This is a genomic window from Bacillus cereus group sp. BfR-BA-01355 (assembly GCF_022663675.1).
GTDB lineage: Bacteria > Bacillota > Bacilli > Bacillales > Bacillaceae_G > Bacillus_A > Bacillus_A thuringiensis_S.
The window spans coordinates 1-12,564 of record NZ_JAKUFY010000064.1 but is presented as its reverse complement, the minus strand read 5'-3'; the positions used below and the strand labels follow the sequence as shown (position 1 = coordinate 12,564).

Here is a 12,564-nt window from a genome sequence, read left to right as displayed (position 1 = left end):
GGCTGCTCATAAGAGCGCCTCTTTTTTACTTTTCACGTTTTTCTTTAATTGCTACTGTACATCTTGATATACATAGTAAATCATCATTTTCATCAATAATGCGAACATCCCAAACCATTGTCGATTGTCCTCTATGTATCGGTGTCCCAATCGCTGTTACAATTCCATCTTTCTTTGAGCGAATGTGGTTTGCATTAATTTCTAATCCGAAACAAATACATTTTTCTTGATCAATTAAATTGTATGAACCAACACTTGCCACTGTTTCTGCTAATGCAACCGATGCACCACCATGTAAAAATCCAAACGGCTGATGCGTACGCTCATCAACAGGCATCGTAGCAACCACCTTTTCTTCTGTCATCTCTAACAACTCAATTCCAAGTGAATCCATTAAAGTTTTTGCCATATCGCTTCCTCCTTCTCTTACTTTAATTAAATGTATAATTTTACCTATTTATTTTCAAACTACTTATAACACTTATATAAGGAGGCTTCACCTAAATGAAACAGAAATTTTGTATATTACTGCTTATGTTCTCCTTGCTGACTATTGTACCAAATTGTGCAATAACAGCCAAAGCATCTAACCTGACAATCGATGTTAAGACTGTAACGCAAAAAGGTAAGAAACCTTATATAGAATATCAAATAAATAGGCCTTCTTTTCACAACTTTTCTGACTCTAAATTTCAAAATAAGCTCAATTTATATTACAAAAAATCCACTGACAAATTTAAAAACAAATTAGAAAAAGAAGCAAAAAAATATTATAAAGAGACAGAAGGATCTAGTACACCATTTCATCCGTACGTAGCAAATGTCGATTATAAAGTCTCATTAAACAAACCACCTTTTCTTAGCCTATATGTGAATTACTATCAATATACTGGCGGAGCACATGGTCTTTATACGTGGAAGGCAAATACATTTGATTTAAACGAAAAAAAGCTACTGCACTTAGACGATTTATTTCAACAAAAAGATAAATATAAAGATGTAATCCGTGCAGAGATTGTAAGACAAATTAAACAAAATGAAAGTATTTATTTTCCTGATGCAACTGAAAAGGTAATGAGTATGAAAAAGTTTCACTTCTTTTTAGAGCCAGACAATCTCGTCATTTATTTCCCTTTATATGAAATTGCTCCGTATTCAAGTGGAATTCCGCAATTTCGTATTCCATATACATTGCTAAGAGACTATTTAAAGCCTTCTTATCAAAATATTTTGATTGACAACAAGTAAATATTTTCGCTACGATAATGTTAACCTAAAAACAACAGGAGGTTAACATTATGAGGAGATTTCATGTTTTAGATTTAGCATTAGCTGCCATGTTCGTCGCTCTTATGGCCATTGGTGCAAATATTGTATCTTGGGCACCATTCCTGCAAGTAGCGGGCATCCCATTATCTATGCAACCATTTTTCGCAATTTTAGCAGGTCTTCTTCTTGGAAGTAGACTTGGTGCCTTATCCATGACTGTATATATGCTCGTTGGCGTAGCCGGCGCACCAATCTTTGCTAACTTCAAAGCTGGATTTGGAGCACTTTTAGATCCTACTGGTGGTTTTATTATCGCATTTATTATCGTTGCTTACGTATCGGGAAAACTAGTAGAACAAAAAGAAAGACCAACATTCATTACATTTGCTATTGCCTCTTTCACAGGAATTATTTTAACTTATATAATCGGTACTACTTACATGTACGGGGCAGTCAATCTCTTTATGGGCGGTAATATGAGTTATAAAGCTGCTTGGATGATTATGATGTGGTTCGCAGTAAAAGATATTGCATTTACAATTATCGGTGCTATTATCGCACCTCGCATATACTATGCTGTGCGTCGTTCTGCTTATCAGCATTCTCATTCGACGATTTCATAATAAAAAAAGAGTTATTTCAACAAGCTGAAATAACTCTTTTTTATATTAAGACTCTTGATTCGCTTGTTCTTCTAAAATTTTCTTCATCATCGCAACCATGTCATCACGTAATTCTGGGTGTTGCAGGGCCATTTCAATTGTCGTTTGAACGAATCCTAGCTTTTCACCTACATCGTAGCGCTTTCCTTCGAAATCGTAAGCAAATACACGTTGGATTTCATTTAAGCTTTGGATTGCATCTGTTAACTGAATTTCACCGCCAGCACCGACATGTTGCTGTTCTAAGAACATAAAGATTTCAGGCGTTAAAATGTAACGGCCCATAATCGCTAAGTTTGAAGGTGCTGTACCTTGTGCTGGTTTCTCAACGAAATTGCGAACTTGGTAACGACGACCTTCTTGTTCTAATGGATCGATAATTCCGTAACGGTGTGTTTCTGTTTCTGGAACAGTTTGTACACCAATAACAGAAGAAAGTGTTTTTTCATACTCATCCATTAATTGACGTAAACATGGTTTCTCAGCTTGGACAATATCATCACCTAGTAACACTGCAAATGGCTCATCACCAATGAATTTACGTGCACACCAAACAGCATGTCCTAGTCCCTTCGGCTCTTTTTGACGGATGTAATGAATATCTACCATTTTTGAAGAAGCTTGTACTTTTTCAAGCAACTCATATTTTTTCTTCTCTAATAAGTTTTGTTCTAGTTCAAATGCGTTATCAAAATGATCTTCGATAGAGCGCTTTGTTTTACCAGTAACGATAATAATATCTTCGATTCCCGATTTCACTGCTTCTTCTACAATGTATTGAATCGTTGGTTTATCTACTATCGGTAACATTTCTTTCGGCATTGCTTTCGTTGCTGGTAAAAAACGTGTTCCTAATCCAGCTGCTGGGATTATCGCTTTTCTTACTTTTTTCATCACAAAATACCCTCTCTCCTGTCGGAATTAATAGCAATCATTTCCTACATAAAACAAAAGGGAGATTTCGCTCCCTTTTGTTCCTTACTACTTAAAATTACTTTGTATTATAAACGATTCATAATGTCTTCTTTAATAGTAAGTAACTTTTGTTCACTATTTTGTAAAGAACTATCTTGTACACCGAAGTAGAACTTAATCTTCGGTTCAGTTCCAGATGGACGTAGGCAGAACCATGAACCATCCTCTAATTGATATTTTAACACATTTGATTTCGGTAAGTGAATCTCTTCTTTATGTCCATCTTGTAAAGATGTAATGATGCTTGCTTTATAATCTTCAACTGCTACGACTGTTAAGCCTGCTACTTCTTTCGGAGGATTCTCACGGAACGTCGCCATCATCTCTTGGATTTGTTCCGCTCCATCTTTTCCTTTTAACGTTAACGATACAAGGTCTTCACGGAAGAAACCATACTTCTCAAATACTTCTAATAGACCATCATATAACGTTTTCCCTTGTGATTTGTAGTATGCAGCTACTTCACATGCAAATAGGACAGATTGTACTGCATCTTTATCACGGCAGAATGGACGGATTAAATAACCATAGCTTTCCTCATAACCGAATTGGAATTCGTATTGTCCGCTTTCTTCATACTGTCTAATTTTCTCACCGATAAATTTAAATCCAGTTAACGTATCAACTGTATCTAAACCGTATGCTTTTGCAATTGTACGGCCAATTTCAGACGTTACGATTGTTTTTAATACGACACCGTTCTCTGGAAGTATTCCGTTTTCTTTCTTTTGAGATAGTAAGTAATCAAGCATTAATGCACCTGTTTGGTTTCCTGTTAATACTTGGAACTCACCATTATGATTACGAACAGCTACACCTAGACGATCTGCGTCAGGGTCAGTTGCGATTAATACATCTGCGCCTACCTTTTCACCGTCACGAATTGCATACTCAAACGCGGCGTGCTCTTCTGGGTTCGGTGATTTTACTGTAGAGAAGTTTGGATCTGGTAACTCTTGCTCTTTTACAACTGTTACATCTGTAAATCCAACTTCTTCTAAACCACGGCGTACAGAAATATTTGATGTTCCGTGTAATGGTGTAAAGACGATTTTTAAGTCTTTGCCGGCCTTTTCCACCATTTCTTTATTAATGATGACATTGTTCAATTCTGCAGCATATGCATCATCTACTTCTTGTCCAATAATATGTAATAAACCGTCAGCTTTTAATTGCTCTACATCAGCGACTTCAACTGTTAATTCATCTTCTATTGCATCTACGTAGCTAATTAACTCATCCGCTTCTTTTGGCGGCAACTGTCCACCATCTTCACCGTATACTTTGTATCCGTTATATTCAGGCGGATTATGGCTTGCCGTAAGAACGATTCCACTTACTGTATGTAAATGACGAACTGCGAAAGAAAGTACTGGCGTTGGACGTAAGCTTTCAAACACATATGTTGTGATACCACGTGCACCAAGTGTAGCAGCGACTTCCATTGCAAACTCAGGTGATTTATGACGAGAATCATAGGCTACAACAACACCTCGTTTTTTCGCTTCCTCACCTAACTTTTCAATAAAGCTTGCTAATCCTTTTGTTGCTTTACGAACTGTATATACGTTTAAACGGTTCGTACCAGCACCAAGTTCACCACGCATACCACCTGTGCCGAACTCTAGGTTTTTATAAAAGCTATCCTCGATTTTCTTCTCATCTTGCTTCATGTTTTCTAGCTGTTCTTTTAATTCTGCATCTAATTGTGCGTAAGAAAGCCAGCGACTAAATTCTTGTTTCCAATTCATTCTTCTCTCTCCTCTCGCTCGTCATACCTTTATTATATGAAAAAAACATGCCGTATCTCAATATTTTATAAAATCTAGCAGGATTTTACTAGGAATATTTGTATACACTATTGTTAAATACTCCACTAAAGGGAATGAGGATTATGCACGAATGGGGCTTGTCAGAAGAGCTCAAAATACAAACAAAGCAAATGATTGAAATTGCTGAAAGAGAACTATCGATTATGAGGAACGCAATCGATAAAGAAGATGAATGCATTTTATGCAAAATGGAAGATATTCATCATATGTTGGCAAATGTACAAACATTGGCAGCTACATACTATATTCAGGCATATTTATCACCTTATACGGAAAGTTCATCTTTTATTACAACAGCTATCCAACATTTAAGCGCCAGAAAACATGGTGCTCTTATCGTTGTGGAACGAAACGAGACGCTTGAAGCTTTCATTCAAACTGGAACGACATTAAACGCTCACTTAACTGCACCATTACTGGAATCAATATTTTATCCAGGTAACCCTCTTCATGACGGTGCCGTTCTCGTAAAAAATAATCATATTGTCTCAGCTGCTAATATTCTTCCTTTAACGAAAAGTACAGAAGTTGATCCTGAGCTGGGAACACGGCACAGAGCTGCAATTGGCTTATCAGAAAAGAGTGATGCACTTATATTAGTTGTCTCTGAAGAAACGGGCCGTACTTCTTTTGCCTTAAATGGGATTTCGTATACGATTTCTTTATAAAGTGAAACTTTAATCAGCCCTCACCAATCAAGAGTTTACGAGCAGCTCGATCCACACTTAACTTCTTTGCTTCCGCTGAATTTTTGAGGTGAGGGTCTTACTGCCCGGCAAATAGCTAGATAAACAAACCTATAAAAAAGAAGACTGTTCCAAAATATTGGAACAGTCTTCACTTATACTCTTATTCTTCTCCGAAACGCTCCACAAGTGTTGCAAGTGTACGTACCATTGCACCAGTTGCTCCAGCTGGACCTAAGTCGTGCGCGCCTTTTGTTTCTGATGTTCCAGCGATATCTAAGTGTACCCACGGTGTATCTTCAGCGAATTCGCCTAGGAATGTACCTGCCATAACCGCATGTCCTTCACGGCCTGGTGAGTTATTTAAATCAGCAAACTTACTGTTTCTCACACGTTCTTTATCACGATCAAAAATCGGTAGTTGCCAAATTGGCTCATCTGTTTCCATAGAAGCCTCTAGCACTTGCTCAAATAACTCTTCATTATTTGTCATTGCGCCTGTCGTATAGTTTCCAAGTGCAACAATTACACCGCCTGTTAATGTTGCAACATCAACAAGGTAGTTTGCACCAAGTTTTTTCGCATACGTAATACCATCAGCTAAAGCTAGACGACCTTCTGCATCCGTATTTAATACTTCAATTGTCTTTCCGCTCATAGATGTGATTACATCGTCTGGCTTAAATGCCGTACCACTTACAACGTTATCAGTTGAAGGAATAACAGCGATCACATTTTGTTCTGGGCGCAGTTCTCCGATAATTTCCATCGCACCTAATACAGCAGCTGCACCGCCCATATCACCTTTCATACCAACCATGCCTTCACGTGGTTTTAAAGAATAACCACCTGTATCGTATGTAATACCTTTTCCAACGAATCCAATGACATCCGTCCACTCTTCTTTTCCTTTATAAATAAGAGCGATCATTTTTGGTGGCTCTACACTACCTTGGTTTACTGCAAGTAATGCACCCATACCAAGATCTTCCATCTCTTCTTTCTCAAGAACTTTATAGTCCATATCATACTTCTCCGCTAACTCAACAGCATACTCAGCAAGCTTTGTCGCTGTTAATACGTTTGGCGGCATATTTACAAGTGTACGAGCCGAGTTTGTTGCACGTCCATGTACGTAGCCAACTGTTAATGCGGCTTCAATTTCTTGTGCATCTTCCGCTGTAATAGCCGTGAACTTCTCTAACTCTTCACGATCCTTTTTATCTGATTTATACGTTTGTAACTCATATGTACCAAGGCCTTGTACTTCTGCTGCAATATGAGCTACATCAATCGCATCTAATTTCTCTGTTACGAAAGAATCAAGTAAGATTGCTGCATCTTGTACTTTTGCTACTTGTAATGTTTTAAACGCTTTTCCAAGAGCCGCACGTAACGTTTCTGTCGTGTAAGACTCTTTCTTGCCTAAACCAACAAAGTAATAACGTTTCACATTTGTTTTTCCTAAGCTATGTACTTTCGAAATGGCCTTTTTCTTCGTAGATAATTCTTTCTCTTCTAGTAAAACTTGTAATTGTCCTTCAAACGCTTTGTCCAGTTCTTGTACAAAACTACTCATTTTCTCTTCTTCAAATAGAGCAACAATCACTACTTCATGACCTGCTAATTCTTTTTGTACTTGAAACATGTTCAGACCCCCTAAATTTCTCTACCACCATTATAACTTTATTTTCTATAAAATGCGACAATTCCAACTACAGTTATATGACGTGTAAAATCTCCTCTATTATGAAATAAGCCAAGAAAAAAAGTCTAGCGTAATTACAACTAGACTATCTTTGTTTTAAATATTGACCACGAAACACTTGCATCGTTTCGTCTTGATTTAACATCGTTAACTCTTCTTCTGTAAACTTACCATTTCCTACTTTTACTACATACACATTTACTTTTTTCTTACCCCATTGGCTATAAACATCTTTCACCGTATCATAATATAGATCAAGACGGTTTCCTTTTATTGCACCGCCCTTATCAGCTACTACACCATACCCGTAACCTGGCACGAAGAGAATCGTTCCAATCGGGAATACGCGTAAGTCCGCAGCAATTGTGGAATATAAATCCCTTTTCACTTTAACACCTGAATATGTAATACCATACTCTGGATGCCCTGGCCTCTTACCAGTTGACTCAATCCCCGATGTATAACCTGTTGCAGTCATTTCAATTGAACGATATTTAGACCAGTCGTTTGCCTGCTCTAAAGCATTTATCACTTCTTTACTCGGAGCAACATTTCTCTTAACTTCTGCTGCATGTACTTCTTTTGCACTCGTTCCCTCATATTTCTTTACAATCTCTAATAGAGAAACTCCTGTGAAAGCATTCCATGTTACGCATAATGCAATTGCAAGTAAACAAGTCATCATAATGCGAATACAATATCGTTTTAACATTTTTATATTCCACACTCCTTCATCGTTAATCATTCCCTATACGATGAAGGAATATGCAAAAAAAATAATCTCCAAATGAATTGGAGATTAAAACATTTGATATCCGCTTTTCCGAAGTTTCTTGATTACGACTCCTGCTAAAGCAGCCCCTACTAATCCAGTAGATAGAATAAATAAGTCTGCTTGTCCTAAGTGCGATACACTTGTCCCAAATGAAGAAAATGTTTCTTTCGGCTTTGAAAAATAATCCCACATACTCGCTTTATTAATAATAAGCATACAAACAATCGGATACACAATAACCATTACCCATGTAGCCCGCAAAATCATGTTGAGTAAAAATCCAATTCCAAAGAACAAAATAAAGAATAACATCATTGAAATAAGTAGTACCGGTATACTCACTCTTTTTCCCTCTCCTTCGCACGTGCCGTAAATACGTGATAAGCTGTATAACCAAATGATTCTCCTGGATTTAATGTTTTGTCCACTTCAAGATGTAGTTCTGATCTTCCTTCTAACAAATATTTAATAAGTACAGACGTATTCGGATCGTCCGCAATCTTATCTGGATGTAAGAACGCCACTTCAGACAATTCTTTCTCCTGTACAATAATATTTTCTCCTTCAGGCTCCAAAAGGAAAATAATCATATTATCACTAATTTCATCACGAATAACACCCGATCGAACACCAATGATCCCCTTCACATGAGCGACAATGCCTGTCTCTTCTAACACTTCGCGTTTCACAGCTTCATCAACTGTCTCACCTTCATTTACAAAACCAGCCGGTAAAGACCATTTCCCTTTTAATCCACTGTATTTCTTCTTAACGAATAGCCACCTGCCATCTTTTGTAGCTACTAGACCGCTAACAGCTAGCCATACCTTCCCTCGTTTCTCCATGATGTAATAACCTCCTCCATCATAACGGACAGAATATTCTTTCTTTTTTATATATTATACTATATTTTTAATATGAAAAAAGCAGAAACAGCGCTTAGCCGTTTCTGCTTTTTCTACTATATATTAAAAGAACTTTAATTTACCTTTTTTAAGAACTAATAAAGGTCCACCTAATAAGAACAGGTAGCGGTTATCGATTACTTTCTTCATGAAGGAAGCTTTCCAACCTGTTAACTTTTTACCCATAACAACACCCATTGCATCGTCATGACCTAAAGAACATACAGATCCTTTATTATCGAATGCGAATTTTTTCATTTCGCCCTTGCCACGAACTAATACAGTTAAGTTGTGTGCAATGTTGTAACCTTGTTGAATTGCAATTTGTGCTGTTGGTGGGTATGGACGGTTAATTTCTTCGTTAATAATTAACGCGGCATCACCAACCATGAATACATCTTCGTATCCTGGAGCGTGCATGTACTCATCAACTTTTACACGTCCGCGCATTGCTTCAAAGCCAGACTCTTCTACAATACCATTACCACGAACACCTGCAGCCCAAACTACTGTTTCAGACTTAATTAATTCCGTATCATCGCCATTTGCAACGATAATTCCTTCTTCAGTTGCTTCTTTAATTGCTGTACCGATGCGGAATTCTACGCCTTTTTTCTCAAGTTGTTTTACAGCGTATTCTACTAATGCTGGATCGAAACCTGGAAGTGCTGTTGGAGCCGCTTCTACACAAATGATACGTGCTTTTTCACGTGGTACATTGTACTGTTTGCAAAGTTCAGGAACACGGTTTGCAAGCTCACCTACGTACTCGATACCAGTAAATCCAGCACCACCAACAACGATTGTTACTAACTCATCGCGCTTCTCATCTGCATATTTAGCGAAACTAGCTTCCATATGCTCACGAATTTCACGAGTTGCATTAATGTTAGCGATTGAGAATGCATGCTCTTTTAATCCTGTAATTCCGAATGTTTCTGATTCGAAACCAAGACCGATTACTAAGTAGTCATACTCTAACTCGCCGTCTTTTAAGATAATACGTTTTTCAGCAGCTTTAATTTCTACTACTGTGTCTTGTACAAAGTTCACTTTATTTGTATCAATAACGTCTTGAATATCTAGACAGATTTTTTCATCTTGTAATGTACCAGCTGCGCTCTCGTGTAACCAAGTCGCTTGGTAGTGATAGCTGTTGTTGTTTACTAACGTAATTTCAGCTTCATTTACAGATAATGCTTTTTGCAGACGAACAGTCGTAATCATCCCGCCATAACCTGCACCTAAAACTACGATTTTTGGAGTCTTCACCAAATCACAACCCTTTTCTTTATATAATAGTAATGAGAAATAATACCAAGTACTAAAAACTCTATTTGTCAAGAATGTGGAATTTATCACATTCTATATCATAACAAAACGCAGTCAAAAAATCGTACGAATTTTGTCATAGAAATTTAACATAATACTTCCCTATATTAGTCGGTTTTATTCCAGAATTCAAGCATCTGGCGAATTATCAATATTTTAAAATAACATAGCGTTTTCAAGGGTTTTTCAGCCTTTTTTTCATGTATTTTCCTTTCTGTATATTTTATACAATAAAAAAGAACCTATGCGAAAACTTACACACAATTCAGTCGTTTTCAGAAGTATTATGAACTCAAATATGCTATCATTTATTTGAAAGTGTCATCATTTGCAGGATTTTCGTGTACATATGAACAATATATGAAATCAATATCAAAATTCCATCTATAGGGGGAATGAAAGTGGCAGAAAATCAAAAAGTTTACGACATAACAATTATTGGTGGTGGTCCAACGGGACTGTTCACAGCATTTTATGGCGGTATGAGACAAGCAAGTGTAAAAATCATTGAAAGCTTACCTCAACTTGGAGGACAATTATCCGCACTCTACCCTGAAAAATACATTTATGATGTGGCTGGATTTCCAAAAGTGCGTGCACAAGAATTAGTCGATAACTTAAAAGAGCAAATGAAGAAATTTGATCCAACCGTTTGCTTAGAAGAAGCGGTTGATACGCTTGAAAAACAAGCTGATGGTATATTTAAACTTGTTACGAATAAACAAACTCACTATTCTAAATCAGTCATCATTACTGCCGGCAATGGTGCTTTCCAACCACGCCGCTTAGAATTAGAAGGTACAGCAAAATACGAAAAGAAAAACTTACATTATTTCGTTGATGATATGAATAAATTTGCTGGCAAGCGCGTCGTAGTATTTGGCGGTGGCGACTCCGCAGTAGACTGGACGATGATGTTAGAACCGATTGCTGAAAAAGTTACAATCGTTCATCGCCGTGATAAATTCCGTGCACATGAACATAGCGTCGAAAACTTAATGAATTCTCGTGCAGAAGTAAGTACACCGTATGTTCCAGTTGAACTCATTGGTGATGACAAAATTGAACAAGTCGTTCTTCAGCACGTAAAAACTGAAGAAAAAGTTATCATCGATGTTGATGACGTAATTGTAAACTACGGCTTCGTTTCTTCTCTTGGTCCAATTAAAAACTGGGGCTTAGATATACAAAAAAATAGCATCCTTGTGAATTCAAAAATGGAAACGAATATTCCTGGCATTTACGCTGCTGGTGACATTTGTACATATGAAGGAAAAGTAAAACTTATCGCTTGTGGATTTGGCGAAGCACCGACAGCAGTAAACAATGCAAAAGCTTACTTCGATCCAAATGCAAAACTTCAACCGATGCATAGCTCAAGTATGTTTTAATATAGCAATGAAAAGAACTCCTTTTACGCGAAGGAGTTTTTTATTATTGTGCTACCGTATCCTTCCAAAATATGTTACAATAAAACAGAACAAACGTTCTATTTAATAAGGGGGATATTTTAAAGATGAAAGAACCTATTATCGTAAAAAAAGAAGCTTTCCAAGCAATCGGCGTTTCGGTTACGACGACTAATGAAAAAGAAGCATCTACTGAAGGAAAAATTCCCGAGCTCTGGAACCGATACTTTCAAGAACAAATGATGCATCACATCCCAAATCAACAAACGAAAGAAACACTCGCTTTCTACTCCAACTACGAATCAGATGAAACTGGTACATATACATTTACAATCGGTATGCCCGTTTCTTCACTAAAAGAAGTTCCTGAAAATATGACAACTTTAACAATACCCGCCGCTACGTATGCGGTATTTACAACGAGAAAGGGACCAGTTGCTGAAGTCGTTTGCGAAGCTTGGGAATATATTTGGAAATGGTCGAAAGAAAATAAACGTGCTTTTACAACAGACTTTGAGCTTTATGATGAAAAAGCAACAGATCCAACCAACGTACAATTGGATATTTATATTGCATTAGCCTGAACGACAAAAAAGAAGATACCATTTGGTATCTTCTTTTTTGTCGTTAAATAGCCACTGTGCAAATTCATTATTATTGTCTACAATGAGAAAGTGCAGTATAGAAATATTAGAAACTGTATAAAGTGAAACTATAATCAGCGAGGGACATCTCTCATTGAGTATTAGCCCTCACCAATCGGGCGTTTACTGTTTTTTTAGTTTAAATTTGTCACATAGAAAGGAAGCAATATGGAGGAACTACAACAAAATAAAACTGCTTTAGAAGGAAGCGGAAAACCGTTATTAAAAAATACGAATTTCCTTTTTCTTTGGGCAGCTACTCTTTTTTCAAGCTTTGCTTTAGCCTTTTTTACTTTTTCACAAACGTGGTACATAGCAAAAACATTAAACCTTGAAGCTTCACTCGGTGTTGTTTTCGTAGCTCTTA

General features: G+C 37.1%; 13 protein-coding genes and 1 pseudogene. 6 read left to right on the top strand and 8 right to left on the bottom strand.

Going from position 1 to position 12,564, the window contains the following annotated elements; genetic code table 11:
- Nucleotides 1–25 precede the first annotated feature (25 nt).
- Complete coding sequence (locus MR167_RS19795) at nucleotides 26–409, bottom strand: hotdog fold thioesterase (protein WP_001140616.1); 384 nt, start codon at nucleotides 407–409, stop codon at nucleotides 26–28.
- 95 nt (nucleotides 410–504) lie between these two features.
- Between MR167_RS19795 and MR167_RS19790 the strand changes: the two genes are divergently transcribed.
- Together MR167_RS19790 and MR167_RS19785 are read left to right on the top strand one after the other, a co-directional pair.
- The gene (locus tag MR167_RS19790; protein WP_000810328.1) at nucleotides 505–1,248 is read left to right on the top strand and encodes a DUF3298 and DUF4163 domain-containing protein; all 744 of its coding nucleotides are present in this window, start codon (nucleotides 505–507) and stop codon (nucleotides 1,246–1,248) included.
- A 50-nt stretch (nucleotides 1,249–1,298) separates the two neighbouring features.
- Nucleotides 1,299–1,892: a biotin transporter BioY gene (locus tag MR167_RS19785; RefSeq protein WP_001252163.1), complete on the top strand. Its 594-nt coding sequence runs from the start codon at nucleotides 1,299–1,301 to the stop codon at nucleotides 1,890–1,892.
- Between the two features lie 45 nt (nucleotides 1,893–1,937).
- Here MR167_RS19785 and galU read toward each other — a convergent pair whose 3' ends face one another.
- Together galU and MR167_RS19775 are read right to left on the bottom strand one after the other, a co-directional pair.
- The gene (gene galU, locus MR167_RS19780) at nucleotides 1,938–2,825 is read right to left on the bottom strand and encodes a UTP--glucose-1-phosphate uridylyltransferase GalU (protein WP_000757823.1); all 888 of its coding nucleotides are present in this window, start codon (nucleotides 2,823–2,825) and stop codon (nucleotides 1,938–1,940) included.
- Nucleotides 2,826–2,932: 107 nt separating this feature from the next.
- A complete protein-coding gene (locus MR167_RS19775; RefSeq protein WP_001104214.1) occupies nucleotides 2,933–4,657 on the bottom strand; it encodes a phospho-sugar mutase in 1,725 nt (574 codons plus the stop codon).
- 143 nt (nucleotides 4,658–4,800) lie between these two features.
- Here MR167_RS19775 and cdaS point away from each other — a divergent pair, with 143 nt between their 5' ends.
- A complete protein-coding gene (gene cdaS, locus MR167_RS19770; protein WP_242315292.1) occupies nucleotides 4,801–5,406 on the top strand; it encodes a sporulation-specific diadenylate cyclase CdaS in 606 nt (201 codons plus the stop codon).
- A gap of 181 nt (nucleotides 5,407–5,587) precedes the next feature.
- Here cdaS and pepA read toward each other — a convergent pair whose 3' ends face one another.
- From pepA to MR167_RS19745, 5 genes are all read right to left on the bottom strand, one after another.
- On the bottom strand, nucleotides 5,588–7,072 hold the full coding sequence (gene pepA, locus MR167_RS19765; protein ID WP_000487966.1) for a cytosol aminopeptidase: 1,485 nt from the start codon (nucleotides 7,070–7,072) through the stop codon (nucleotides 5,588–5,590).
- Between the two features lie 145 nt (nucleotides 7,073–7,217).
- The gene (locus tag MR167_RS19760) at nucleotides 7,218–7,844 is read right to left on the bottom strand and encodes a 3D domain-containing protein (protein WP_000920103.1); all 627 of its coding nucleotides are present in this window, start codon (nucleotides 7,842–7,844) and stop codon (nucleotides 7,218–7,220) included.
- 87 nt (nucleotides 7,845–7,931) lie between these two features.
- Entirely contained in the window at nucleotides 7,932–8,249 is a 318-nt protein-coding gene (locus tag MR167_RS19755) for a YuiB family protein (protein WP_000027012.1), read from the bottom strand.
- Nucleotides 8,246–8,752: an NUDIX hydrolase gene (locus MR167_RS19750; RefSeq protein ID WP_000415307.1), complete on the bottom strand. Its 507-nt coding sequence runs from the start codon at nucleotides 8,750–8,752 to the stop codon at nucleotides 8,246–8,248. Before MR167_RS19750 ends, MR167_RS19755 begins: the two co-directional genes overlap by 4 nt.
- A 123-nt stretch (nucleotides 8,753–8,875) precedes the next feature.
- Nucleotides 8,876–10,084 (bottom strand): NAD(P)/FAD-dependent oxidoreductase, encoded by a 1,209-nt coding sequence (locus MR167_RS19745; protein ID WP_136804347.1) that lies wholly within the window; start codon nucleotides 10,082–10,084, stop codon nucleotides 8,876–8,878.
- Between the two features lie 461 nt (nucleotides 10,085–10,545).
- Here MR167_RS19745 and MR167_RS19740 point away from each other — a divergent pair, with 461 nt between their 5' ends.
- From MR167_RS19740 to MR167_RS19730, 3 genes and pseudogenes are all read left to right on the top strand, one after another.
- Nucleotides 10,546–11,535 (top strand): NAD(P)/FAD-dependent oxidoreductase, encoded by a 990-nt coding sequence (locus tag MR167_RS19740; protein ID WP_000829785.1) that lies wholly within the window; start codon nucleotides 10,546–10,548, stop codon nucleotides 11,533–11,535.
- 125 nt (nucleotides 11,536–11,660) lie between these two features.
- Nucleotides 11,661–12,137 (top strand): GyrI-like domain-containing protein, encoded by a 477-nt coding sequence (locus MR167_RS19735; RefSeq protein ID WP_000662574.1) that lies wholly within the window; start codon nucleotides 11,661–11,663, stop codon nucleotides 12,135–12,137.
- A 228-nt stretch (nucleotides 12,138–12,365) separates the two neighbouring features.
- Nucleotides 12,366–12,564 (top strand): annotated as a pseudogene (locus MR167_RS19730) (MFS transporter); the annotation flags it as partial.